The sequence below is a fragment of the Paenibacillus lautus genome, from assembly GCF_050482385.1.
GTDB lineage: Bacteria > Bacillota > Bacilli > Paenibacillales > Paenibacillaceae > Paenibacillus_AQ > Paenibacillus_AQ lautus_B.
In genome coordinates, this window is sequence record NZ_JBCNHV010000005.1 from 130,189 (window position 1) to 155,024 (window position 24,836).

21 protein-coding genes and 1 riboswitch are annotated in these 24,836 nt (G+C 49.5%); of the genes, 6 read left to right on the forward strand and 15 right to left on the reverse strand.

The window, feature by feature from the left end; translation table 11 throughout:
• Positions 1-9: 9 nt before the first annotated feature.
• The 5 genes from ABEW73_RS08255 to ABEW73_RS08275 all read right to left on the reverse strand — a co-directional run bounded on the left by ABEW73_RS08255 (position 10) and on the right by ABEW73_RS08275 (position 6,690).
• Entirely contained in the window at positions 10-1,806 is a 1,797-nt protein-coding gene (locus ABEW73_RS08255; RefSeq protein WP_430164041.1) for an L-fucose isomerase, read from the reverse strand.
• Positions 1,807-1,846: 40 nt separating this feature from the next.
• Positions 1,847-2,854, reverse strand: a complete 1,008-nt coding sequence (locus ABEW73_RS08260) for a LacI family DNA-binding transcriptional regulator (protein WP_430164044.1) — start codon at positions 2,852-2,854, stop codon at positions 1,847-1,849.
• A gap of 335 nt (positions 2,855-3,189) precedes the next feature.
• Positions 3,190-4,044, reverse strand: a complete 855-nt coding sequence (locus ABEW73_RS08265; RefSeq protein ID WP_430164047.1) for an aminoglycoside phosphotransferase family protein — start codon at positions 4,042-4,044, stop codon at positions 3,190-3,192.
• Position 4,045: 1 nt separating this feature from the next.
• Positions 4,046-4,579 (reverse strand): hypothetical protein, encoded by a 534-nt coding sequence (locus tag ABEW73_RS08270; RefSeq protein WP_430164050.1) that lies wholly within the window; start codon positions 4,577-4,579, stop codon positions 4,046-4,048.
• Between the two features lie 230 nt (positions 4,580-4,809).
• Complete coding sequence (locus ABEW73_RS08275; protein WP_430164053.1) at positions 4,810-6,690, reverse strand: beta-L-arabinofuranosidase domain-containing protein; 1,881 nt, start codon at positions 6,688-6,690, stop codon at positions 4,810-4,812.
• Between the two features lie 193 nt (positions 6,691-6,883).
• Between ABEW73_RS08275 and ABEW73_RS08280 the strand changes: the two genes are divergently transcribed.
• The gene (locus ABEW73_RS08280) at positions 6,884-7,744 is read left to right on the forward strand and encodes a helix-turn-helix domain-containing protein (RefSeq protein ID WP_430164056.1); all 861 of its coding nucleotides are present in this window, start codon (positions 6,884-6,886) and stop codon (positions 7,742-7,744) included.
• A gap of 24 nt (positions 7,745-7,768) precedes the next feature.
• Here ABEW73_RS08280 and ABEW73_RS08285 read toward each other — a convergent pair whose 3' ends face one another.
• The 3 genes from ABEW73_RS08285 to ABEW73_RS08295 form a co-directional block, all read right to left on the reverse strand.
• On the reverse strand, positions 7,769-8,563 hold the full coding sequence (locus ABEW73_RS08285; RefSeq protein ID WP_430164059.1) for an SDR family NAD(P)-dependent oxidoreductase: 795 nt from the start codon (positions 8,561-8,563) through the stop codon (positions 7,769-7,771).
• Positions 8,564-8,683: 120 nt separating this feature from the next.
• Positions 8,684-9,529 (reverse strand): aldo/keto reductase, encoded by an 846-nt coding sequence (locus ABEW73_RS08290; RefSeq protein ID WP_430164061.1) that lies wholly within the window; start codon positions 9,527-9,529, stop codon positions 8,684-8,686.
• A 105-nt stretch (positions 9,530-9,634) separates the two neighbouring features.
• On the reverse strand, positions 9,635-10,840 hold the full coding sequence (locus ABEW73_RS08295) for an MFS transporter (RefSeq protein WP_430164064.1): 1,206 nt from the start codon (positions 10,838-10,840) through the stop codon (positions 9,635-9,637).
• Between the two features lie 192 nt (positions 10,841-11,032).
• Between ABEW73_RS08295 and ABEW73_RS08300 the strand changes: the two genes are divergently transcribed.
• Positions 11,033-11,437, forward strand: coding sequence for a winged helix-turn-helix transcriptional regulator (locus tag ABEW73_RS08300; RefSeq protein WP_430164067.1), 405 nt, complete (start codon positions 11,033-11,035; stop codon positions 11,435-11,437).
• 182 nt (positions 11,438-11,619) lie between these two features.
• Positions 11,620-12,249, forward strand: coding sequence for a dihydrofolate reductase family protein (locus tag ABEW73_RS08305; protein WP_430164070.1), 630 nt, complete (start codon positions 11,620-11,622; stop codon positions 12,247-12,249).
• A 158-nt stretch (positions 12,250-12,407) separates the two neighbouring features.
• On the opposite strand, the gene ABEW73_RS08310 is transcribed toward ABEW73_RS08305, so the two are convergent.
• The 4 genes from ABEW73_RS08310 to ABEW73_RS08325 form a co-directional block, all read right to left on the reverse strand.
• Positions 12,408-13,406: an ABC transporter substrate-binding protein gene (locus tag ABEW73_RS08310; protein WP_430164073.1), complete on the reverse strand. Its 999-nt coding sequence runs from the start codon at positions 13,404-13,406 to the stop codon at positions 12,408-12,410.
• Positions 13,407-13,439: 33 nt separating this feature from the next.
• Positions 13,440-15,155, reverse strand: a complete 1,716-nt coding sequence (locus ABEW73_RS08315; protein WP_430164076.1) for an ABC transporter ATP-binding protein — start codon at positions 15,153-15,155, stop codon at positions 13,440-13,442.
• Between the two features lie 95 nt (positions 15,156-15,250).
• The gene (locus tag ABEW73_RS08320) at positions 15,251-16,285 is read right to left on the reverse strand and encodes a FecCD family ABC transporter permease (protein ID WP_430164079.1); all 1,035 of its coding nucleotides are present in this window, start codon (positions 16,283-16,285) and stop codon (positions 15,251-15,253) included.
• Entirely contained in the window at positions 16,285-17,340 is a 1,056-nt protein-coding gene (locus ABEW73_RS08325) for a FecCD family ABC transporter permease (RefSeq protein ID WP_430164082.1), read from the reverse strand. Before ABEW73_RS08325 ends, ABEW73_RS08320 begins: the two co-directional genes overlap by 1 nt.
• A gap of 232 nt (positions 17,341-17,572) precedes the next feature.
• A riboswitch (Fluoride riboswitch) is annotated at positions 17,573-17,633 on the forward strand.
• Between the two features lie 73 nt (positions 17,634-17,706).
• On the opposite strand from ABEW73_RS08325, the gene ABEW73_RS08330 reads away from it, so the two are divergent.
• Complete coding sequence (locus ABEW73_RS08330) at positions 17,707-19,032, forward strand: voltage-gated chloride channel family protein (protein ID WP_430164085.1); 1,326 nt, start codon at positions 17,707-17,709, stop codon at positions 19,030-19,032.
• 126 nt (positions 19,033-19,158) lie between these two features.
• Here the strand turns inward: ABEW73_RS08330 and ABEW73_RS08335 are convergent, their stop codons facing one another.
• Genes ABEW73_RS08335 through ABEW73_RS08345 form a run of 3 tightly spaced genes read right to left on the reverse strand, consistent with a single transcriptional unit; the run spans position 19,159 to position 21,097 of the window.
• Positions 19,159-19,842, reverse strand: a complete 684-nt coding sequence (locus ABEW73_RS08335; RefSeq protein ID WP_430164088.1) for a hypothetical protein — start codon at positions 19,840-19,842, stop codon at positions 19,159-19,161.
• The gene (locus tag ABEW73_RS08340; RefSeq protein ID WP_430164091.1) at positions 19,842-20,729 is read right to left on the reverse strand and encodes an ABC transporter ATP-binding protein; all 888 of its coding nucleotides are present in this window, start codon (positions 20,727-20,729) and stop codon (positions 19,842-19,844) included. Before ABEW73_RS08340 ends, ABEW73_RS08335 begins: the two co-directional genes overlap by 1 nt.
• A complete protein-coding gene (locus ABEW73_RS08345; protein ID WP_009591066.1) occupies positions 20,729-21,097 on the reverse strand; it encodes a GntR family transcriptional regulator in 369 nt (122 codons plus the stop codon). Before ABEW73_RS08345 ends, ABEW73_RS08340 begins: the two co-directional genes overlap by 1 nt.
• A 235-nt stretch (positions 21,098-21,332) precedes the next feature.
• Between ABEW73_RS08345 and ABEW73_RS08350 the strand changes: the two genes are divergently transcribed.
• Together ABEW73_RS08350 and ABEW73_RS08355 are read left to right on the forward strand one after the other, a co-directional pair.
• Entirely contained in the window at positions 21,333-22,466 is a 1,134-nt protein-coding gene (locus ABEW73_RS08350) for a phosphodiester glycosidase family protein (RefSeq protein WP_430164093.1), read from the forward strand.
• 189 nt (positions 22,467-22,655) lie between these two features.
• The gene (locus tag ABEW73_RS08355) at positions 22,656-24,824 is read left to right on the forward strand and encodes a restriction endonuclease fold toxin (RefSeq protein WP_430164096.1); all 2,169 of its coding nucleotides are present in this window, start codon (positions 22,656-22,658) and stop codon (positions 24,822-24,824) included.
• Positions 24,825-24,836 lie beyond the last annotated feature (12 nt).

Genomic DNA, 24,836 nt, shown 5'->3' on the forward strand with positions numbered 1-24,836 from the left:
ATCCGCCTCCTATTTATACAACGGACCATAAGACGCGCATGCCCGGTAGTCTGCCGAGACCGGCTCCAGTCCGCCGAAAGCGGTCCATGCGCTCGGCCGGAATATCCGTTCCTCCGGTACGTTATGCATGCATACCGGAATGCGGAGCATCGAAGCCAAGGTGATCAGATCTCCGCCGATATGGCCGTAACTCATGGCGGCATGGTTGGATCCCCAGCTGCTCATCACGGTGTATACATCCTTGAACAGTCCCTCGCCGGTCAGATTTGGCACGAACCAGGTCGTCGGCCACGTAGGATCGCTTCGCTGATCCAATACATCGTGCACCGCCTCCGGCAGCTCCACGGTCATTCCCTCGGCAATATGAAGGACCGGCCCGACACCCGCAACCATATTGATCCTCGCAATCGTGACCGGCATGCCTTCCCGGGTCGTGAAGTCTGTTGAGAAGCCGCCGCCGCGGAAGAAATCGATAGCCGGACACCACTTGACCGCATCCAGACAGTCTTGAACTTCCTCCTGCGTGATTTCCCAGAACGGCTTCATCGCCGGTCTGCCGTCCTTCGTCTGCCTTCCCGTTCCGTCAAGGGCAGCAGGCCCGGAGTTGATCAGATGGATCACGCCCTGCTCTGCGATCCACTCAAGCTGATACCCTGTTACACGCTTTACCGCTTCAGGGCTCCAATATGTACGAACATCTGCAAATACCTGGGCTGCGTCCGTCAGGAGATGTCCGAACAGCATCGTAATTCCGTTCAAATTATCGTTCTCCGTTGCAACCATGTAGGGTTCCCTCAGACCATTCCAATCAAAGGAGGAATTGAGTACTGCCTCCATGAAATCTCCGGTCGGGAAATAGTCCGTCCAGGCACGCTGTCCTTGAAACCCTGCTGCCAGCGCATTTCGCCCGAGCGCTTCCTCCCCGTATCCCATTTCAGCCAGCTTCGGATTGCCCACCATCAAATCGCGTGCGATTAACGCCATCTTCGCGACGGTCTCCCAATCCTGCCGCTTCTGCTCATCGGTTCGCTTTAAATGCTCCGGATTGACGTCCGTCCCTGGCTTGCAGTTCTCTTTAATCCAGGCCAGTGCCCGCTCATATTCGTCGCGGTCGTATATTTCCAGCTCGATTCGCCTTACGAATTCCGTCATATCCACGTATTCATTGCGCATCCCAAGATACTTCTGGAAAAAGTTCTCGTCGACGATACAGCCCGCGATTCCCATGGAAACGGTACCCATCGACAGATAGGAAGTCCCCTTCATGGTCGCTACGGCAAGGCCTGCCTTTGCAAATTGCAGAAGCTTCTCCTGTACGTCAGCTGTAATTTCGGTATCCCCGATATCCTGCACATCGCGTCCATAGATCGAGAAAGCCGGGAGTCCCTTCTGATTGTGTGCTCCAAGAGCTGCCGCCAGATACACGGCACCGGGGCGCTCGGTTCCGTTAAATCCCCAAATCGCTTTCGGCCTTGTCGGATGGGTATCCATCGTTTCCGTCGGATAGCACCAGGAAGGTGTCACCGAAATGGTTAGTCCTACATTTTCCCTGGCAAACTTCTCTTCCGTTCTTGCGGCTTCGGCTACTCCTCCAATGCAGGTGTCGGCAATCACGCATTCGACCGGAAGCCCGTTGCTATGCGTTAGATTTTCGGTAAGCAGGCGTGCAGTTCGCTTCGCCATATCCATCGTTACATCCTCTAACGATTCCCGAATGCCTCCCCTCCGACCATCGACGACTGGACGAATGCCGATCTTCGGCAATTGATTCTGCAATCGATTGCAGATTTGGGTTTGATAATGCATTGTCATCATCCTCTCTGTTTTTAGAACGGCAGCTTATAGGTCAATTCAGCTGTTTCACTTCATTGCTGTAAATTTCAATTTCCGGATCAGACAGCGGTGCTTCTTCGCGAATTCGACGTAGAAGAATCTCACCGGCTTTGATTCCCATTTCATAGGGATGCTGTTCCATATAATAAAGTCCCGATCCTTTGAGTAATGGACCGGCCTCTACCTCACCGAAAGAAGCTACTGCCATGTCATCCGGAATCTTTAGTCCACTGCGTACAATCTCAAGCAATACGCCAAGACTCATTCGGTTATTCAGAGATATAATCGCAGTGGGCCGATGCTTCAGCCCCAGAAAATGCCGTACCGCCCGGATTCCGTCCTCTGTAGAGAAGTCGCCATTATACACCAGCGGTTCCTCGTGCAGTCCGTATTCCTCCATCGCCTTCCGAACACCGTCAAGACGCTCCCTGCCCGTACTTGATCTCGTCGGGCCGTTTACCACCCCAATGGCCGTATGCCCATCCTCTAACAGTTTTCTGGTTAGACGGGTTGCGCCTTCGGTATTGTCCTCGGCTACCAGATCGAGTCGAAATCCTATTTCAGGCGAGTCCAGTTTTCTGTCTATGAGGATGATCGGCATTTTAGAATCTGCCAGTTGCTTGATCGCCGGATCATTTCCGCCTGACGTCGCCAGTACGACGGCGTCCACGCGCTTTTCCTGCATAAGCTTAAGCAATCGTTTTTCCTTATCCGGATTCTCGTCCGAGCTGCAGAATATGAGCTGAAAGCCCTCTTTGCCTACAATATCCTCAATACCTCTGGAGATTCCCATGAAATAAGGGTTCGAGATATCGGGAACGATGACCCCGATCATATACGTACGGTCCTGCTTAAGACTTCGGGCGATGGCGCTTGGCCGGTAATTCAACTGGTTCACCGCCGCCATTACGCGCTCTTTAATTTCATCGCTTACATAATCGCTGTCGTTCAGCACTCTTGAAACGGTTGCCGTAGATACTTCTGCTGCCGCTGCTACTTGTTTAATCGTTGCTCTTGCCAAACATTGTTCACCTCAAAACGTTATGATTCCATTATGTAATCGATTACGTAAACGATTACAATCACAGATTACAAGATCGGATATGCTTCTGTCAACCCTCTTTTTTTAATTTTTGGTAAGAAGATTATCCGAGCGTTGTCGGGGCTTTTATGACTTAGCGGGCGCACTTCTCCCTGTGCGCTCGGTGCGTGATCCCGGCTTTGGTGCATCCCGCTGCTTCATAAAAAAGCCCCTTACCATCTTGTTGGATGGTTATAGGGGGCTGAATGTACTGCTGTAAATTTCCCAATTCGATCTAACTCTGATCTGAGGGGCGGCTGTGTATTTTTGTTGGATCAGACTAAATCAAGCTTGAGCTTTAAATAGTTGCTGCGCAACAAGATTGACCTGACCCTTGCGATCGTATCCTTTCTAATGGGTAGGCGGGCCACTTTACTAAGCAAAACCCAGCGCAGACAGGCTATAGCTTCAAAAAGCTCGAGCTCATCCGCTTCGTAACGGTTCTCGGTACAAAATACAGCACGGTAGAAAGAAGCTCCCTTCTCGCTCACATATATCCACATTAAGAATATCGACCAAGCGATGTCATACCTGGGATCGCCCATTTGGACATTAGTCCAATCGATGACGGTCAACTTGTCTTCCATCTCAAGAATATTGCCCAGATGGTAGTCGCCATGGATGACACAATCTTGTTTCATGTTCGCACGCTGAACAAGCTCCATCAATGGCTGTTTGATATCGGGAAACTCATCAATTCGAGGATAAAAATAGGAGATGAAATCATATCTCTTCAACCCAGAGCCTCTCTGGCTATCCAGGGGAAGCTTATGTATATCCAATAGCATCTTAGCAAGTTTCATTAGTTTAGGCTGATTCACATTTTGAACGGGAGTACCATCATAACTGGTCAGCAAAACTGGGTTGCCATTCCGGTCTGTCCCCCAGCCTAAAGGTTTCGAAACCGCGCTTCCATGCGTGCACAATGCATTCAATATGTGATATTGCATCTGAACGTTGGGCTTGGAATCTTTATTCCAAACCTTTAGTACATAGTCTGCCGTTAATGTGGTGATCATCATCACTTCTGCCTCCATCCCGGAATCTAATGGGACGGCATGGAATGAAGTTTCATGCTTGAGCAATGACTCGAGCGTCTCGTTTTTCTCCAACCAATTTATTTCTCGCAAATTACGTTCCTCCGTCATTATGCAACGACTCGATGGTCGCAAAAATATGGGAATAGACAGCCTGGATATTGGTCTCATTCATTACACCGTTGTATAAACCGTAACCCCAATGCGACGCATCCTTGCCGTAATATCCTGTTGCGTACATATCCGATGAAAGATCCGGAACCTCATCGTAGGACAATTCCTCGATCGTGAAGGGGACATGAGATTTTTTAGACTCGATATAGAAAAAAGGCACTTCAGCCTGATGATAAACTTTTGTATACTTGGGCTCAGAAGCTTCCACCAGATGTTCTTTGGTTATGAAAACAGCGTCAAGCTCCGCGGAAAAGTCTAGATCCTCTAGCTGCTGAAACGTAACCTCCCTAAAACCCACATGCCCCTTCTCCCTAACTTGCGGTGTTTCTCCGATCACACCAATAACGAGGCTTCTGCCCTCATAAATGGGCATATCGATCGAATCTCGTTGAGCATTTCCATTTATCAGAATAACAAATACAAGCAATAGGATTACTATTATTTTTCTTTTCATGAACATCTCCTCGCAAATTTCCCTTTCTCACGAACGCATCCCATGTCCCTTATCCCATTACTCTTTATTTTATATGCTTCTTCCTAGCGATAATAACATGCGCAGTATCCAATAACTCCATATTATGTGTTTCCTGAGCTTCGTAAACATTTATCTTAACCTTGAACACATATCTGTACAACAAAAAAACCGCGATCCACGCGGTTTTTCGATGGTTCAATCCATCTTGCTTATTTCTTAGCGCCCCTTCTCCGCTCCCCGATCAGAGGAAATTCACCGATCCGAAGCCTGGCGCTTCCGTACGGAACTAACTCCAATTCCGTAATGGGCTGCCCGTCCGTGTTCGGATGCAGCGGAGGGTTTCCGGCATTATTGCCTTCCATTTTCCAATCCCGAATCAGCTGACCCTTAACCTTCACCCTGACAGGTGCATCCTTTGCCAGGAACGGCTGGCGAACCATATCCTGCTCAAGCACCTCGAAAGACGTATCGGCAACCAAACCGTATTTCCAGGGTGAAGCGGGATACACCTCCCAATCGTGAAACAAGTCGCGCTGCCGGATCATCTGCCAGTTCTCCTTCACGGGCAGCACATACACCAGCGGCCCTCTTTCAATGCTGGTAGCGTACATGCTGCGCGACACGGTCTTCACTTCCATGGGCAAGTGAAGCTCCAGAAGGTCGCCGCTCTGCCAGTTCTGCACAATCCTTGCATAGCCGGATTCAACCTGGAATGGCAATTCGCTCCCATTCAGAGTGATGACGGGATGGTCACACCAGGCAGGGATGCGCAGCGATAGAGGGAACGATTCCGCGCGTTCCATTGACAGTTTGATTTGAACGTGGTCCTTGAACGGATATTCGCCGGTTACCTCTACCACAGCCGAAACGCCCTGACGACCGACCTTGGTGCTCACCGTGCATGGAGCATAGGACACGGCAACAAGCCCTTCCTCTTGATTCTTCATCCATAGATGCGAGGTCAGCTTGGGCCAGCCCTGATGCATGTTGGCGGTACAGCATCCGAAGTTCGGCTCCAGCCCGAACACGTTAGCGTCGGGTCCGTTACTCCATGCACGCGGAGCGACATTGCAGATCATCTGGTTGACTTGCTGATCGTACTGGTGCGAGGTCCAATCCGGAGAGATGGCGGCAGGCAGCGCATTAAACGCGACCTTCTCCAGGATATCCCCGAAACGTCCATCCCCGAAAATACGCGTCAACTGCTCCATCGAGAACATATACTCCACGACAGCACATAATTCCACGCCTTGGCTCGGGTGGGTGCCGGACAACCATTCATCTCCCGAGAACATGCCGTGCGCTTGACCGTGGAACGTCATCAAGGAATCGATACCCCGATGTACGCTTTCCCGCTCCACCGGATTTCCGTTTAATTCATACAGCACGCCCGGCGTTTTGATGCCCATCGCCACATTCACGACATGGGTTGTCCAATCCCACTCTTCAACCTTGCGCCAGAACGGAAAATCATGAAAGATATCGGTCCAGTCCGTTGTTTGTCCGGCAACGATATCGGCAAGCTCTAACAGATAAGGTTGCGCCGTGCGTTTATATAACCATACGATGCACAGCAGCATCTCCGCTCCCCTTGTTTGGGCCCAGCCCCGCAGCGGCTGTTCCTCGATAATCGAATGGACATATGTAAAAAACTTCGTAAGAAAAGGGACAATCCGTTCATCGCCCGTTGCTTCCTCATGCTGCATCATCACTTTCAGCATGATCATGTAATGCCACCAGTCCTGCTCCTTATCGATATCCTGGTTCACGGAGGTAATGCGCGCCGGACCGAACATGCCATTCTCCTGCTGGCTCGCAAGCGACCACTCGATCCACCGATTCGCTTTGGCAATCAAAGACTCATCTTCGAGCAAATAAGCTAACGGAAGCAAGCCGTCGACATAATACGGTCCCCGTTCCCAGCTCTCTCCCTGGCCTCCAAGCCACCCGTTCTCATCCCCTACGTCTTTCCACTGTTCTTCCAAATGTCCGGTAAACCCGCTTGCTTGAATCTCCAATTGGCTTTTAAGCCATCCGGCCGGTTTAATTGCTCCTAATGGCAAGCTGTTAAACGCAGTTTCATGCAGCATCAAACTTCCACGCTCCTTGTTTCTGTCTTGTAGGTGCACACTCTGGTAGAAATATACCATCTGAACCAGGTGTTACCCTATACACAGAAACAACATCTTTTTATCCGATTACAACATGCTGTCTTATTGAAACCGGATCAGTAAAACGATTATCATAGAGAAAAGTTCGTTTGAAGAGGAGGTCTTGTCGCAGATGATCTTCCAGTTTACGGTGCCGCCGTTACCCCACTATATGATTTGTGGAGAAGATACCTATCTGGTAGGAGATAAACATCCGGATCGCTATAACATCGGGGTCTTTGATCTGATTATGGTGACAAAAGGGGCGCTATTCCTGGAGGAGAACGGTGCTCCTTACAGGGTAAAGGCGGGCTGCTACTTGATCCTAAGACCGGATGCAGCCCACCGGACATTTGAGCCCTGTCAGGAGGAAACGCACTTTTATTGGCTGCATTTTCAGACGCTAGGGTCTTGGATTGAAACGGAAGAACTGACCCTTTTTGCCTTATCACAAACTGATCAGCCTTATGTGCAGATCGAGAATTTTTCTTTTTATATACCCAAGTATGGAGAACTACCCTCAATAGAGCAAGCGAGACTCCTGCTAGAGCAATTGCAGAACCTTCAGCTATCGTCATCTTCCGCCGCACGCTGGAAACAGCAGCTGCTGCTGCATGAGCTGCTCCTGCTGTTTCAAGCGGAAGAGGACGGAATCCAGCATCAGAATCCTCAATATGCCATAGCCGAACGAACCGCCAACTATCTGAGACAACATTACAAAGAACCGGTTAGCTATCAGAGATTATCCGATGCCATGCACTTCCACCAGAACTATCTGTCGATCTGCATGAAAAAAACGTTTGGCTGCACGCCCCTGGAATTTCTAACACGGCATCGGATCGAACAAGCCAAGCGATTATTGATCCACACCAACGATCCGATCGGACGCATTGCCGAAGAATCCGGATTCGGCTCTTTTCCGTATTTCATTCGCTGCTTTATTCGTTATACAGGCTTCAAACCCAAATCCTTTAGGCAAAAATACCGTTCCTAAGAGCGTTCATAACACCTCGGTTGCTTAAAATACGCTTCGTACCAAACCCCCGTCGATTCGAAGCGCTGATCCGTTAATCGCCGAGGATTTGGGACTGCTGAGATACGTAACAAAATCCGCAATCTCCTCCGGTCGAATCAATCGTTGAATAATGGAAGTCGGCCGATTCTCCTTCATAAACCGCTGCCCGGCTTCTTCGATCGAAAGATCCTCATTCGGATACAGCGTATTCAGCATCGTTTCAACGCCTTCCGTAAGAGTGGATCCGGGCATGACGGTATTCACCGTTACGCGGGTTCCTGTCGTCAGCTCAGCCAAGCTCCGGGAAAGGGACAGCTGCATCGTCTTGGTTGCGCTGTAATGTGCCATCTCCTGGGATGGCATGACGGCTGCTTCGCTTGCGATAAAAATAATTCGACCTTCATTTCGATTGATCATGTTCTTCAAATAGTGCCGGGTTAACCGAACACCGCTCATAATATTGGTCTCGAAAAACCTGAACCAATCCGCATCAGGGATATCGAAAAATTCAGCAGGCTCAAATATCCCCAAATTATTGATCAAAATATCAACGACCGGAGCAGCTTCTCTGACCTGATGACAGCCCTCCTCCGTTCCGAGATCCGCCACGGCAATACGCAGCTCGGCATCCGGATGCACAGCGTGAATGTCATGGATCGTCTGTTTTACTTTGTCCTCATGTCTTCCATTTATAATGACGGACGCTCCCTCGGCTGCAAGCGACAAGGCAATCGCTTTGCCAATGCCGGATGTCGAGCCAGTGACCAATGCGACTTTTCCCTGTAGATCGAGATTCATGATCCTCTCTCCTTTTCGTTTATGTAGGAATGGACCCTCCCGATTCCCGTCGTTACTGCCCGAGGTCCAGGAGAGTCACAATATTTATTACACTACTATCCTTGCGTAAACGCAGATTTCTTAGACATCAAAATTGTCCGGATCCGGTCCCACTCTAAGATTTTGATTCAAGCTGTCGATGCGTTGCATATCCTCATCGGACAATTCAAAATCAAAAATATCCGCATTCTCGGTGATCCGATGCTCTTTGGTCGATTTCGGAATCGTCACCACGCCGTTCTGTAAATCCCAACGAAGAATAATCTGGGCGATGGATTTATGATGCTTCTTCGCAATGATTTGAAGGTCCTCCTGATCCAGCAGCTGTCCCTGCATTAAGGGAGACCAAGCCTCGAGCTGAATTCCGTTCGCCTCGCAGTACGCCTGCAGTTCTTTTTGCGTTAATCGGGGATGATATTCCACCTGGTTTACCATCGGTTTGATTTCCGTTTCCTTCATTAACTTCTCTAGATGATGGATTTGGAAATTGCTCACGCCAATGGCTTTCACGCGTCCTTGCTTGTACATCGTTTCGAGGGCCTTCCACGCCTCTATATATTTCCCTTCAACCGGCCAGTGTATAAGGTACAAGTCCAAATATTCCAAACCCAGCTTCCTAAGGCTTTCCTCGTAAGCCTTCAAAGTCGATTCATAACCCAGGTCGGCATTCCACACTTTGGATGTGACAAATAGATCTTCTCGATTTAAACCAGCAGCTGCCAAGCCCTCGCGAATGCCTTGCCCGACGCCTTCTTCATTACCGTATATGGCGGCCGTGTCCACGCTTCGATAGCCATGCTGGATAGCCGTACGTACGGCATTCACCAGCTCCGGTCCTTCTTCTACCTTAAATACGCCTAGTCCAAACCAAGGCATGTTGACGCCATTATATAAAGTGGTTGTATCTTGTAAGTGTTTTGCTGTCATGTTGATAAACCTCCGAACATCTTTTGGATTGTAAAAAAGTTGAACCTATTTGTAGTATCTCCGATAAACGCTTAGCCTCACCTCCCTTCATCATAAAATAATCATTCAGGCCACTTGCTTACCCGACTGCTCCGAGTTCTTCCGTTCCAGCTTCAAGCTCCATCCCGTAAGCACGACGGCACCTACTACCATTAGCGCTCCGATCCATGCCGTATGAATCAAGCCCATGGAATTCGTGATCAAGCCGCCCAGAAAAGCGCCGATGGCGATGCCGGCATTAAAAGCGGCAATGTTCAGCGCGGAAGCCATATTCACGGCCCCGGGTGCAAATCGCTCAGCCAGCATCACGACATAAACCTGTAGTCCTGGCACATTCATGAAAGCCAAAAAGCCCATGAGAATAATCGTGATGAGTCCCGCCACTTGAAACGGTGCGGTAAACGTCAGCGTGAACAGTACTAGCGCTTGGGCGATGAACATATAGAACAATGCTCGAAGCGGGTTGCGATTGGCTGCCTTCCCACCGATCACATTGCCGACCGCAATGGCGATCCCGTATACAAGCAGAATGATGGCCACTGTATTTTCCTTGAAGCCTGTTATATCCTGCAGCAATGGGGATAAATAAGTGAAGACCACGAAAGTCCCGCCATAACCGAGAGCCGTAATTAGGAGCATGAGCAGCAGTCTGCCATTGGTCAGCAATTTAGCCTGGTCACGGAATGAAGTTCGTTCTCCCTTAGGCAAGTCCGAAGGGACTAGGATGCTGTTGGCGATGAGCGCGACAATACCTACCACAACAATGGCAACAAAAGCAAGTCTCCAACCCCACTGCTGACCAATAAACGTTCCAAGCGGAACGCCGGTGACCGTAGCTACCGTCAGGCCCGTAAACATAATGGAAATCGCCGATGCTCTGCGGTCCTCAGGCACTACGCTTGCGGCAATGATCGAGCCGATCGACATGAATACGCCATGGGAAAAGGCCGACAATACACGTGCGGCAAGCAGAATACCAATGGAAGATGCACTGGCCGCAAAGCTGTTACCAATGATAAAAATGATCATAATCCAGAGCAGCAATGTTTTTCTGGACATCCTGGACGTTAGCGACGTTAGGATTGGCGCACCAAAGGTAACGCCCAGCGCATACATCGAAACGGTTAATCCGGCCGTCGTCACGGATATATTCATATCCTTCGCTATCAACGGCAGCAGCCCTACGCTGATAAATTCCGTTGTTCCGATGGCGAAGGCACTGACGGCAAGCGCCAGCAGCGCCAGCAAACTTCTTCTTTTATCTATCATCATGATGTTGATATTTCCCCCTATCCTATTCTCTTGCTTGTATATTGTAAAAATATTGAGTATGGTGTAATCCAGCTGGCAAATGCTATTATGATCTATATCGCTTTTTGTGTGAAGAACGTACTTTTTTGTAATGTAGGTACCTGACAGTACCCTAGGTACTTTTTAGTACCTATTAGAAATAGGAGGGTGAATATGCAAGCCAAGAAATACAACATCGCCGTCGAAGCGACATTGGAAGTGATCGGGGGCAAATGGAAATGCGTGATCCTCTGCCATCTGACCCATGGACGTAAACGAACCAACGAGCTGAAGCGTCTCATGCCGAATATTACGCAAAAAATGCTGACGCAGCAGCTGCGGGAGCTCGAGGACGATGGCGTGATCAATCGCATTATTCATAATCAAGTGCCGCCCAAAGTGGAATATGAGTTGAGCGATTACGGCATGAGTTTGAGTGGAATTCTCGATATGCTCTGTGCATGGGGAGAAAAACATATCACGATAGTATATGGGGACAAATTCAGCGTGCTTGAGGATAGTATCCTGAATGATAAACTGAAAGTCTCGGACGAGCCCGCAACAACAGATGAACGCTAGACCTGATGGATAAGCAATCCTGATATGGCATCTTCGAAGATAGCAAATCATAAGAAATTTAGACATATCGTGAATGCTATACTGATCCCGGAATAAACGTTTTTCGTAAATACGAGTCAATACAGGGAACTAAAAAAATGTAGGCAACAAGGAAAATTTCCGGATGGAAGGTGAACCAATCCATGACTCAAGTTATTGCTGAGATGTCGATGTCATTGGACGGATATATTACAGGTCCGAATCATAGCGCACGGCTGCCCCTAGGCAAGGGAGGTGAACGACTGCACGAATGGATCTATGAGCTCACCAGCTGGCGCGAACTGCATGGCCTGGCCGGGGGCGAGTTTAATCAGGACGCGGAGTTGATCGCCGAATCCAATCGCAGAACGGGTGCTGTCATCCTCGGCCGTACGATGTTCGATCATGGCCATCCATTTTGGGGAGATACCCCACCTTTTCATATGCCGGTGTTTATACTGACTCATGAAGCTCGCCCTGCAGAAATCAAGAACGGCGGCACGACTTATACCTTCGTTACGGATGGAATCGAACGCGCATTGGAACATGCCAAAGCTGCAGCGGGGAGTAAAGACGTTAAAATTGCCGGAGGCGCCAACCTGATACAGCAATATATCGAAGCAGGTCTGCTGGATGAGCTCCTGATCACGCTGGTACCAATCCTCCTCGGCAACGGTCAGAAATTGTTCGAACATATCCACTCGCCGAATATCGAATTTATTCGGACCGCTGTCATCGAATCTCCGAATGTCACGCATCTGAGATTCCGACTGTTCCATCACGCGAACGCATAATAGCGGCACGTATTCCTGGCACTGAACTAATGTTCATGAGAACACAAATGGCAGACCGCTCTTGTTCAGGGTCTGCCAGTGCATTACAGAATAACATGCAAACAATTAACAAATTCATGCCGTCCATCCTATCCGTGCAGTATCACCGAGCTCGCAGGTTATTTCGCATTTTCCTTCTCTTTTTGGTTGACGATCATATCCGTCACTTCCTCCGCCTGGGCCAGGACAGCAATCGGATCAAACGGCCAGAATCGTTTGGCATCGAGATAAAACACGCGATCCTGCTTCACCGCTTCAATCGAAGTCCACACCTTGTCCTCCTTATCCATCTCGGCACCATTGGACTCATCAAAGAAGATATAATCGCCTGCATAATCTTTGAGCACTTCCAAAGAAACCTCTTTGTAAGTCACGTTGGCATCAATCAATTCTTTTTGGATCGTTGCCGGAGGCGTTAGCTGGAGCTCCTTATAGATCGCCAAGCCTCCTCGATAAATGCCATCTCCGTAGAGATAGAAGGTTTTGCCGAATGCGCCAAAGATCGAGAACGTCTCTCCCTCTTCCAACACACCGTTCACTTTTGTGCGTAGCGTTTCTATTTTTTCATCGAAACCGGCGAGCCATTCTTTTGCTTCTGTTTCTTTTCCCAGTATAGCACCGAGTCCCTCCACTTCTTCGTGCACGCCTCGATAGGTTTCATAAGGGAGAATGACCGTCGGTGCGATTTTGGATAATTTCTCGTATAATTCCGTGTCCGAGTTAGCGCTGATAATCAGGTCGGGGTTCAGTTCCACAATCTTTTCCGGAGAACTTTCCCCCGTGTTCTCTATGCCCTCAATCATGTCTTGAATATGGACGTTCTCGAGATCCGTCGCTGTCGCGCCGACCGGCTTTTCTCCAAGCAGCAGCAGCGTTGGCAGGTAGGCATCAACTACAATTCGCTCGGGAGCGGCCGGAATATCGATTTCACCGTTCATCGTAGCCACCTTTCTTATCGTAGGGGCTGGGGTTTCAGTCTTGGGGTTGTCCGTGCTCGCAGCTGTTTCATCGGCAGAGCCACCATTATTCACGGTATTCCCATTCCCGCTGCATGCCGAAATAAAGATCGAACATATGACAAGCGTGGAGAGCATGATGCGTAATTTAGACTTGAACATTTTTTTATCCTCCCAAAAAAATGATAGCTGGATTTAAGCACCGAATTGAGCCCGATGCAATCGGCTGTATATACCATGCGCTGCGAGCAGATCTTCATGGACACCTTGTTCGGCGATACCTTTGTCTGCAACAACCACAATGCGGTCTGCATTCTTGATCGTAGCAAGTCGGTGTGCAATCACCAGGGTCGTACGTCCTTCCGACAGTTCGGACAGCGCCTGCTGGATCGCCGCTTCGGTCTCCGCATCCAATGCAGACGTCGCTTCGTCCAGAATAAGAATCGGCGGATTCTTAAGGAACATCCGGGCTATCGACAAGCGCTGCTTCTGTCCGCCGGACAGCTTAACGCCCCTCTCGCCAATGAAGGTGTCCAGCCCATTCGGAAGCGAAGTGACCAGATCCTCTAGCTGGGCACGGCTTACGGCTTTCATAATGTCGCTATCGGCAGCATCCAGTCGGCCATAGGCAATATTTTCGCGAATGCTGCCGTCAAACAGGAATACATCCTGCTGCACGATACCAATATGGGAACGAAGAGATTGCAGCGTCATGTCCCGGATATCGATCCCGTCAATCGTAATCCGGCCAGCGACTGTATCATAAAAACGCGGCAGCAGAGAGCACAGCGTGGTCTTGCCCGCTCCGGAGGGACCCACAAGCGCAACGGTTTCACCGGCACGAATGGATAAACTGACATCCTGCAGCACTTGATCTTTATTCTCATAACCGAAGGATACACCGTGAAAGCCAATGTCTCCCCGCAAATCGTGAACCGGCTTCGCATTAGGCGAATCCGCAACATCCGGTTCGCTCTCAAGCAGCTCCAAATAACGCTTAAAGCCGGCGATTCCCTTCGGATACATCTCTATGACCGCATTAATCTGTTTAATTGGACCGAGGAAGACGTTGGACAGCATGACAAAAGCGATAAATTCCCCGTTGGTCATCCGGCCTTCGATCACGAACCAAGTACCGCACACCAAAACGAACAGGGAGATGAATTTCATCAGAATAAAGCTGATCGAAGAGTTCCACGCCATAATGCGGTAGGCAATCAGCTTTGTCACACGGAAACGATTGTTGTTCTCGGCGAAACGAGCCATTTCATGCTCCTCATTCGAGAAGGCTTGAACCACGCGGATACCGCTGACGTTGTTCTCCACCCGTGCATTGTAATCGGCGATATCGGAGAACATGCGCTTGAACGCAGCCGACATTTTTCCGCTGAAATACAGCGATAAATAGACCATCAGAGGTACTATCACAAACGTCATCACCGCAAGCTCCCAGTTAATCCCGAGCATGATGCCCAAGGCTCCGGCAAGCGTCATAAGGGCAATGAACAGATCTTCCGGACCGTGGTGGGCAATTTCCCCGATATCCATCAGGTCATTCGTCATCCGCGAGACGAGATGTCCCGTCTTGTTATTGTCAAAAAAACGGAAGGATTGCTTCTGAACCCGATCAAACAGCTTTTTGCGCATATCCGTCTCAATGTTGATGCCAAGTTTATGCCCCCAATAGGTGACCACGTAATGCAAGAAGGAACTAACAACATAAATGCCGAGAAGACCCAAACAAGCGTATAAAATCCACTTCCAGTTGCCGCTTGGCAGCAAGTCGTCGATCACGCGGTTGACGGCAACCGGGAATATCAATTCCAGCAATGCTGCAAAGATAGCGCAGCAAAAATCCAGGATGAACAGCCCTTTATATGGCTTGTAATATGAAAAAAATCGACGCAGCATAAGGACCTCCTTAATCCGTAATTCCGTTATAGAAATGAGCAAGTCCTTCCTTTTTAACAATCGCCCATATTTAGATCCGTTACGATCTTATCCTGTTACGCTCTCGACCTGGATAACAGGTACAGGAAATAGGGAGCGCCAATCACCGCAACCACGATCCCCGTCGGAATCTCAGATGGTTGGATAATCCAGCGTCCCAGAGTGTCGGCTGTGATGACCAGCAGTGCACCCACCAACGCCGTTACCGGCAGCAGCATCTGATGCTTCGCACCGACCAAGCGTCTGGACAGGTGGGGCGCGATAAGTCCGACAAATCCAATTCCGCCGCTTACCGCGACGCAGGAGGCTGCCAAGCCAACCGCCGCTGCCAGCAGCTTCAGCTGCTCCCTTGTGACGGAAGCACCGAGTCCGGTTGCCATCGGTTCTCCAAGATTGAGAACGTTCATCACCTGCGCTTTATACATCACGAAGGGCAGAAGCACAAGGATCCATGGGAGCAAAGCCAATACAAACTTCCAGCTTGAACCCCAAATGCTGCCCGCTAGCCAAGTGGCAACAAACTGATATTTTTCAGGACTCAAACGCAGCGTTAGCACGATCATAGCCGCACTAATGCCAGCCGCAACGGCAATCCCTGTTAACAGCAGCCCCGTCGGCTTAAAACCCTGATTCTTCTTATAGGCCAGCACGCATATTAATGCAGCGGTTAAGCTCGCCCCAATCAATGCAAGCACCGGCAGTAGATAGACAGGGGCCGCCGTCGTGCTTGGGAAAAATGAAATGAACAGCATCACCATCAAGCCTGCTCCTGCATTAATCCCCAAGATTCCCGGATCCGCCAGCTCATTACGGGAGATTCCCTGCATCACACATCCCGATATCGCTAACCCGGCCCCAATAAGCAACGAGATAACGATCCGCGGCAAGCGGAATTCGAACAGCACGAGCTCCTGCTTATCCGTCCCGCTGCCAAACAGTGTTTTTATGACCTCAAACGGTGATAAACGAATGACGCCCGTGTTCATACTGATCAGAAATACCAGAACGATCAGTGCAGCCAGCACAGACAGGGTGATGATTTTGCGCTTCTTGTCTTTTCGCCCATGCGTGGTGTTTGTGATGGTCTCCATTACAGTTCCCTCCTTTCTTTGCGTGCCAAGTAGAGGAAGAAGGGCACCCCGATCAGCGCGATGATCGCGCCCACCGGTGTCTCGTAAGGAGGGTTCACCATTCTTGCTGCTAGGTCGGCAATGACGACCAGCAAGCTCCCAAGTACGGCCGAGCAAGGAATGATGAGGCGGTAATCCACACCGACCAGCTTGCGCGTGACGTGCGGAATCATGAGACCGACAAAGCCTACCGCACCGACAACCGAGACGGCAGCCCCTGCCAGCACCAGCACGATCACCGTTCCGGCCAGCTTGACAAGTCCCGTTCGCTGCCCGAGTCCGCGGGCGATCTCATCGCCGAGGCTGAGCATGGTAATGGAGCGTGACAATGCGATAGCTCCCAATATGGCAGCGACGATCCACGGCAGCATAATCTTCAGATGGACCCACTTAATCCCCGCTGTTCCGCCGGCATACCAGAACGCCATGTCCTGTCCGACCTGAAAATACAATGCAATGCCTTCGCTAAGCGCACTTAACAACGCACTAAGCGCGGCACCCGCCAGAACAAGACGTACCGGTGTCAATCCGCCTTTTGCCATGGAACTGACACCATACACGAGTACAGCACCTAATCCTGCTCCAAGGAATGAGAACAGAATCAGATACATATAAGGCAGCCCTGGAAAAAACGAAAAACAGAGAGCAATGGCAAATCCCGCTCCCGCATTTAATCCGAGCAAACCGGAATCAGCGAGCGGATTCCGGGTCATCCCCTGCATGATCGCCCCCGATACCGCAAAGCAGGCGCCAACCATCGCCCCACCGAGGACCCTCGGCAAGCGAAGTTCCTGTATGATCTGATGCTCCGTCACATCGGGATTAAAGAAGAACAGCGCCTCCCATACATTTCGCAGATCAATCTCGGCCGCTCCGAGCGATATCGATAAAGCTATACCAAGCACCAGCGCTGCCAAGCCTCCGGTAAGAATTAGGGTTGCAGCCCATGGTCGCCCTTTGAGTTTAACGTGGGCTTCGGAATCTGTAAGACTTGGATTGGACGTGTTTGATGACATCATTTTCCCCTCAATACTTTGATATTGATTCTCATTATCATCTGTAACTATAAAATAAAGGTCTTTCCTGCGTCCATGGACATCTTGAATTTCTCATCTGAAAAAAGTCCATGTCCAAGTCAAGCACTTTTTTCCAAATAAAAGCGGTACCTCTTTGGGCTCACCAAAAGCTCCGCTCCAAATGGATTGTGCCGTTGACACAGAAACCTCTAATCCATTACAATAAATGCTAATTGAATGAGGCGATGGAGTTCGCCATAACCGCTTCGATAGCTAATGACTCCTACCAGAGGTCGCTTTCCTGGTAGGAGTCTGTTTGTGTATTGAAGGGTTTAGCGGCGAATATATAGAAACGGGTGAATTTGCATGATTAAAAAATGGTTTGAAGGTACCGAAAAATGGCCATACGCCTTGTTGTCCGGTTACTTCATCAAATGGATCGTTCTGGGAAGTGTTGTTGGATTGATGACGGGCAGTGCCTCCGCCTTCTTTCTTTACAGTCTGGACTATGTAACTTCCCTTCGCATGGAGAATCCTTGGCTGCTGTTCTTCCTTCCCTTGGGAGGCGCTGTGGTCAGCTACCTTTATTACAAGTTTGGCAAGAGCAGTACCAAGGGGAATAATCTCATCCTTGAACAAATCCATGGCGGTACGGAATCCGTTCCATTGCGAATGGCACCTTTAGTTCTAATCGGAACATTAATCACGCATCTGTTTGGGGGCTCTGCAGGACGTGAGGGTACTGCCGTTCAGATGGGAGGAAGTTTATCGGAGTGGTTCGGTAAGCTTATCTGCGTCACGCCGGCGGATCGAAAAATACTGCTAATCTGCGGAATTAGCGGCGGCTTCGGATCCATTTTCGGCACGCCGCTAGCGGGAACGCTATTTGGACTTGAAGTCCTTGCCATCGGACTGATCTCGCATCAAGCCCTATTACCAGCATTCGTGGCCAGCTTGGTCGGAAATCTGATCGCCACCTCCCTATGGGGTGTCAGCCATCTGCATTATCCGATCGGAGAAATTCCGGCTTTGAGTTTCATAGTCATCATGAAGGTCGTTTTAGTCTCGATACTCTTTGGTCTGACAAGCCGACTATTCAGTGAGCTAACCCATTCCTTGAAGCGATGGTACAGCTATTTCTTCCGCAATCCGATGATCAAAAGCGCAGTCGGCGGTGTCATCATCATTGGGCTGGTTTATCTGCTTGGGACACGCGATTATTTGGGGCTGGGTCTCCCCCTGATCGAAACCTCCTTCACAGGTGAGGTATCGCCTCTCGCCTTTCTCGGCAAAATCCTCTTTACCTCGCTGACGCTCGGAGCAGGGTTCCAGGGCGGGGAAGTAACCCCACTGTTTGCCATCGGCGCAACGCTGGGCAACGCGTTGTCGGGATGGATCGGGTTGTACGCCCCGTTCCTGGCTGCATTAGGATTTATTGCCGTCTTCTGCGGAGCGACGAACACCCCGATTGCTTGCTTTATTATGGGAATCGAACTGTTTGGTGGGGAAGGCGCGGTGTATATGTTTATGGCCTGTGTGATTAGCTACCTATTCTCCGGGCACTCCGGCATCTACACCTCCCAACAAATCGGCATATCCAAACACCCGCTCCTCTCGTTCCCGCTGGGCACAACGCTTGCAGGAGCGAAAGCATTAAACAAACCGAAGCACAAATCAAAGTCGTCCGAGTAATCGGACGTCTTTGGTTGAGGGGAACAGCGATGAAAGGAACGTTTCGTACACGGAGCGTCTCTTCAAACAAAAAGAGAGGTGCATCGCAAGATCTAATGATCTTGCGATGCACCTCTTTGTTAGATATTATACCGTTGACTTGCGAAGCCACTGACGAGAACACACCGCAATGATCAATACAATCGGAATCATCCACAGCGTCAGATCGAGTGCAGCTTGCTTTGTAAACCATATAAAGATCGGTCCCCACCATTCATATCGCATCGCGATCAAGCTCAAGCCCGAGATGAGGATCATAACGGCGGCCAGCGTGATAAACGTTCGGATTCCTCTGAATCTTAAGAAAAACGCACCGATACCCAACCCTAACATGGAAAACATTAGGAGTAATATGACATTCACAATAAATTGGACAAGCCATGATCCATCGCTCAAATACGGCAAATTAAAGAAATGTACTTTATCCCCCCAATATCCAGTCCATACCTCAACTTGAGAAAGCACCACCAGCACAGCCGAGCAGAAGATACTGATTAATAGAATAAAGATAAATGTCCCTAGGAAAAAGTCCGTTCGACGTAAGCTAAACCCCATAGAGAAAGGAAACAACTGCACTGCCGTGGTTAAAGCGGTAACGAACATGAATATATAGATCGTCGCCAAGCCACCTGTATAAAATGCCTCTCCCCCAATCAAGACGCTGAGCAGCAGATTGACCAAGAAACTGAAGGACATGATGATCCAAGGCAAGTAGAACCAACTTAGTTTATGTCTTAGATGAATCTTAATGACACTGGATATTCCTCTCATCAGCGGTTCGCCACCTTTCCATTTTTCGTTAAATGAACAATTAATTGTTGGAGGGATACAGGCGTCGTTTCCAAGCCCGCTTGCTTAGCTTCCTGCTTCACAACAGCTTCTGAGGCTCCCATAACCGTCGCCGAAACCGTCGATCCCAACATTTCCCGGTGGATGACTTCCCGCCCTTGAATGAAGGACTCAACCGCAGATTGATGCCCGATTACGTTATAGGTGCGTCCTCGCAGTTCATCTGTATCCGTGTCCAGCAATATTTTTCCGCCATCAATCACAATGATATGCTCCAACAGTCTGCTAACCTCGTCAATCAAATGAGTGGACAGAATAATCGTACGCGGATGGTTGGTGTAATCCTCGATCAATTGATCATAGAACAACTCCCTCGCCACGGCATCCAAACCCAGATAAGGCTCATCAAAAATCGTAATGGGTGCGCGGCTGGCGAGTCCGACAATGATGCCGACCGACGACAGCATGCCGCGGGACAATCTTTTCACGAGTCGTTTCATGGGCAGACGGAATACCTCGATCAGTTCCTTGGCATATTCCGCATCCCAGTTCGGATATACATTCGCTGCAGTTTCCATCACATCCCTGACCGTAAACAGATCCGGATACTTCTGGCCTTCCTTTATAAAACATACCTGCTGGATGACCTTTTGATTTTCATAAGGATGCTCACCAAATATGCGGATCTCCCCCTGGCTTGCGAATAACTGAGCAGTAATCATTTGCATGATGGTCGTTTTGCCAGCACCGTTCCTCCCGAGCAATCCGTAGATCTTGTTGGCTTCTATCGTAAAGCTCACATTATCGACGGCTGTAGTATCCTTATATTCCTTACTCAAATTCTTGACTTCAATCACAGTTTGGCTCATCAGTCTTGCTCCCCTCTGCGGATCATTTCCGATAATTGATCTTTGGTAATCCCAAGCTTCGCCGCTTCCTTAACCATGGCGACAACGTACTGCTCATAAAACTCCGTCTTGCGCTTTTCCATCAGCAATTCACGAGCCCCTGAAGCTACAAACATGCCAATCCCCCGTTTCTTGTACAAAATCCCTTGATCCACCAGCAGATTTACGCCTTTGGCAGCCGTTGCCGGATTGATCTGGTAAAAGGCTGCAAACTGATTCGTCGATGGAACCTGTGTCTCCTCAGGCAGTCGTGCTTCGATAATGTCGTCTTCAATTTTGTCGGCAATTTGCATGAATATCGGTCTGCTGTCATCAATCTGAAATGCCATTTACCTCACCAACTTTCGTTTATAACCTTCATTGCATCATTGGTTAGTTACTCATGTAATTAACCATATAAGGGATGAAGTTGTTTGTCAATGGGTTATCGGAATTTATTTACAAAAACAAAGAGGGGTATTGGACTTTTGTCCTAAATAAACAGCCCTTATCTTCCGATAAAGTATAAGCACAATTCCTATGTCACCAATACAGATAAAGAGAAAAAGGAGCTTGAGAGGAAACATGAAAAGAATCATTGCAATCGTCGTACTAGCCATGCTGACGGTAATAACGCCGCTGTATGCCGCATCCGCCCCCAAGAATATGGCTTATGTGGATAAGAACAGCCAATCCTATATTTCGATTGGGGTACTCAAGACCTATGACGGCGTAAAGGTGGCGTATACAGCCGCCGAGAAGAAACTCCACATTACTCGTGAAGATACAGACCTCACGTTATACCTGGGCAGTCGGAATGCCTACGTAAATGGCAAGAAGGTTCAGGCGAAAGCAGCCCCGTTTTCCGAGAACGGATCCACCTATGTACCGCTGCAATTTGTCAGCCAACATCTGGGCTTACAGCTATCCTGGAGCCATAATAGATCCACCTTGAAAATCACGGATGGGAATGTAGCAAACACGCTCCCTGTTCTATCGGGAACATTCATATCCAGCCAAACCAAGCCCGTTACGACGGCTAGGAAAACCTTCAAGGTGGGCTCCCGTTCCTTCAGTGCACAGGTGGTTACCGTTTCACTTCTCCATCCGAGGGTGGAACTGGACGTTGTTCTGGCAGGCAATAAAGCAGGGAAGGTCGAGGATTTGCGCAGTATAGCCAAGCGCAGTAAAGCCGTAGTCGCTATTAACGGCACATACTTTGATGCCTACACATCCGGCGCATACAAAGCGCCTTATGGCTATTTGATCAGCAAAGGCAATATTATGCACAAGGCCTCGGGGGATAATCGGACGATTTTCACCTATGACAGCAACAATCTAACCTCTATGATCCCGGGACTTGATTTTAAATCCGTATATGATGCCGGGCATATGGAAGGGGCCCTTCAAGCTGGCCCGCGTCTGCTGACTGACGGCAAGGTGACCCTGGACGTCAAGAAGGAAGGTTTCAAAGATCCGAAGATTTTAACAGGAGGCGGCGCACGAAGCGCGCTCGGTATTACGAAGGATCATAAGCTGATTTTGTTAACGACAGGCGGAGCAACCATTCCCCAGCTTGCGGAAATTATGAAACAAGCTGGGGCGTACCAAGCGATGAATCTGGATGGTGGTGCCTCCAGCGGCTTGTATTATAATGGATCTTACTTAACGGCGCCTGGACGGCAGGTCAGTAATGCCATCGTCGTAAAATATAAATAGATACCTCCTCTCCCCTGGTTATCCGGATATTCTGCCGGCTGATCAGGGGTTTTCTTTTTACGCAGCACTACCTCTGCTTGGAGCCGCATATGCTGATCTAGAAAATGTTTCACGATGAGGACCCATTGTGTAAATATATACAAACTGTCTTTTGTTAACGTTCTAATCTAATGGTTCATTCAGCGGGGGGTGGATTCCATTACATCGGCTATTGCGGTCATTCGGACGAGAATCAGGGACACGGTCGAGGGGATATATCGGGTTTGGAGGGAATGGATTGGGAGATACCCTTTCATTGCCAAGGTGTATCACTTATTTTCCTGGCTTTCCCTGCTGGTACTCGTGATAAGTCTGGTGCTGATCGAAGAATCACGGACCATGCTTATTCAATATTTGTGGTCTTTCTACGTACTGCTGCAATTTTGGCTGCTCAGCCGGAGCAAAACCATTACCTGGAAGCAAGTCAGTTTGTTTGTTCTCTTAGGCGTTCTTTTGGTCATTCCCTTGACCAATGGGACCATGCAGGGACTTCATTTGATTTTTGGAGGACGGCCTACCGATACATGGTCATTTGCCGTCATGACCCCGGTCGTTGAGGAAATCTACAAGTTACTACCGCTGGGATTGTATTTATTTTTTTCAAGAAGAGCTACTTCGTTAAGCCTGAGTGATTATGTTTTATTAGGGGCTGCTCCCGGCATTGGCTTTCAATTTATGGAGGAACTGTCGAGGCGCTTAGTCCAAAGCAATTACGGGGTGTCTTTTCTCGGCGGCAAAACGCTCCATTGGGAGTTCTTCGATTGGTTTCCGGGCTACTTCGAGGAAAGCTTTATTCCGACCATGATGAATGTTACGCATCCTGTACATAGTGCTATGATCGCACTCGGAATCGGCATCGCTTTCCGGTACGCCAAACACCTCTCACGCTGGGCCTATACATTTCCGGCTCTCCTTCTGCTGTGGGCTATCCTGAATCATGCAGCATGGAATGGGCAGAATCGGCTGCCGGAGTGGGTACTTACTCTTCATGAATGGACCGGTGAGGGCTACCGAACCGAAGGCTTCTTCCTGGTCCTGCTGGTTGCTGGGTTGTTCATCGATTATTTCGATCTGCATCGAATCCGTGACCGTCTTCCGGTTCTGAAGGGTGAGGCCCTCATCAACCCATTAACGGAGTGTTGGCAGATGACGCGTGCTCTCTTTACAGATAGGAAACGCCTCGGTTACTTGATTGGATTCTACCGAGAACGACGCGAGCTCGGATATTCGATATTGTATGGCAATCTCGAAGCAGCAGGCCAAAGGGGTCAGGTCCAGGAAAATGTAAGAAAGTATACTGCCGTACTGGGAGCCATCGGCATCCTCGTGCTTGCTGCCGGGATCCTGTCCAGTATCGGAGCTACGATGATAGCCGGCGACTCCTCTTGTTTTGCGTGCTTGTTCGACTCACTCCAGAACTGGTGGGATCGGCTTAGCGGCTGGGAACAAGCGGGTATGATATTGGGAGCCTTTGCCCTTTCCCTGCTGTTTGTCAGCTTCTGGCCTGCGCTTAGCATTGCCTTGACCGGTGCAGGCATTGCCGGTGGCGGGCACGAGATTGCCGGATACATCCGCGACCCGAAGAAGCTGCTATCCCCACAAAATGCGGCCGCTGCCGTTTTAGCCGTTATCCTCAGCCGAATTCCGATCGGTAAAGGGGTATCTTGGCTGTCCAATAAGCTGGGTCCCCGCGCGAGGAGGTGGCTGGATACGCTTTCCGAGAAAGTCGGTTTGAAAACGCGCGAGGAGCCGGATACCCCGACTGGCGGAAATCGCGATCCGAAGCCTGACGGTACGAAAGAGCAGCCGGAAGAGAACCCGAGGAAGCCGGATGATGACCATGAGAATAAGCCGGAGGAAGATAAGCCGAATCCAGATAAGCCTGACAGCGAAAAGCCGGAGGAAGAAAAGCCAAAAGACAAACCCGATGATGAAAAGTCTGACGAACCAAACGACACACCGCAAGAGGTGCCGAGATATTCCGGAGAGCTGCAGAAGGTTAACAAGCCGGATGCTGCCGCGGATGCGCTTGCGGAGCGACTTGGCGGAGAATCGAGAATGAAGTTTGATTCCGACCCCATCGGGCGGGAATTTGACGCCGTTAGCGATGATTATATTGCCCAGACCAAGCCAGCCCTGCAGCAGGTTAACAAAAAGGTCCGTGATCAGATGAAAGCGACCTTCGAAGCGGCGGAGCAAACCGGCAGAAAGGTCTATTATCATTTTGAAGGGGAGCCTGCCCAATCGGTTATTGACAAATTACATGAATACAGCCAAAGATATGGAATAGAAGTCCACATTGATACCGATCCATTATAACGACAAGGAGTG

Coding starts and splice junctions, on each gene's coding strand:
- ABEW73_RS08335 (WP_430164088.1), bottom strand. CDS start 19,842: ATGAGAGGAATATCCAGTGTCATTAAGATTCATCTAAGACATAAACTA.
- ABEW73_RS08305 (WP_430164070.1), top strand. CDS start 11,620: ATGACTCAAGTTATTGCTGAGATGTCGATGTCATTGGACGGATATATT.
- ABEW73_RS08330 (WP_430164085.1), top strand. CDS start 17,707: ATGATTAAAAAATGGTTTGAAGGTACCGAAAAATGGCCATACGCCTTG.
- ABEW73_RS08285 (WP_430164059.1), bottom strand. CDS start 8,563: ATGAATCTCGATCTACAGGGAAAAGTCGCATTGGTCACTGGCTCGACA.
- ABEW73_RS08270 (WP_430164050.1), bottom strand. CDS start 4,579: ATGAAAAGAAAAATAATAGTAATCCTATTGCTTGTATTTGTTATTCTG.
- ABEW73_RS08340 (WP_430164091.1), bottom strand. CDS start 20,729: ATGAGCCAAACTGTGATTGAAGTCAAGAATTTGAGTAAGGAATATAAG.
- ABEW73_RS08345 (WP_009591066.1), bottom strand. CDS start 21,097: ATGGCATTTCAGATTGATGACAGCAGACCGATATTCATGCAAATTGCC.
- ABEW73_RS08325 (WP_430164082.1), bottom strand. CDS start 17,340: ATGTCATCAAACACGTCCAATCCAAGTCTTACAGATTCCGAAGCCCAC.
- ABEW73_RS08275 (WP_430164053.1), bottom strand. CDS start 6,690: ATGCTGCATGAAACTGCGTTTAACAGCTTGCCATTAGGAGCAATTAAA.
- ABEW73_RS08255 (WP_430164041.1), bottom strand. CDS start 1,806: ATGCATTATCAAACCCAAATCTGCAATCGATTGCAGAATCAATTGCCG.
- ABEW73_RS08310 (WP_430164073.1), bottom strand. CDS start 13,406: ATGTTCAAGTCTAAATTACGCATCATGCTCTCCACGCTTGTCATATGT.
- ABEW73_RS08315 (WP_430164076.1), bottom strand. CDS start 15,155: ATGCTGCGTCGATTTTTTTCATATTACAAGCCATATAAAGGGCTGTTC.
- ABEW73_RS08350 (WP_430164093.1), top strand. CDS start 21,333: ATGAAAAGAATCATTGCAATCGTCGTACTAGCCATGCTGACGGTAATA.
- ABEW73_RS08320 (WP_430164079.1), bottom strand. CDS start 16,285: ATGGAGACCATCACAAACACCACGCATGGGCGAAAAGACAAGAAGCGC.
- ABEW73_RS08295 (WP_430164064.1), bottom strand. CDS start 10,840: ATGATGATAGATAAAAGAAGAAGTTTGCTGGCGCTGCTGGCGCTTGCC.
- ABEW73_RS08300 (WP_430164067.1), top strand. CDS start 11,033: ATGCAAGCCAAGAAATACAACATCGCCGTCGAAGCGACATTGGAAGTG.
- ABEW73_RS08280 (WP_430164056.1), top strand. CDS start 6,884: ATGATCTTCCAGTTTACGGTGCCGCCGTTACCCCACTATATGATTTGT.
- ABEW73_RS08290 (WP_430164061.1), bottom strand. CDS start 9,529: ATGACAGCAAAACACTTACAAGATACAACCACTTTATATAATGGCGTC.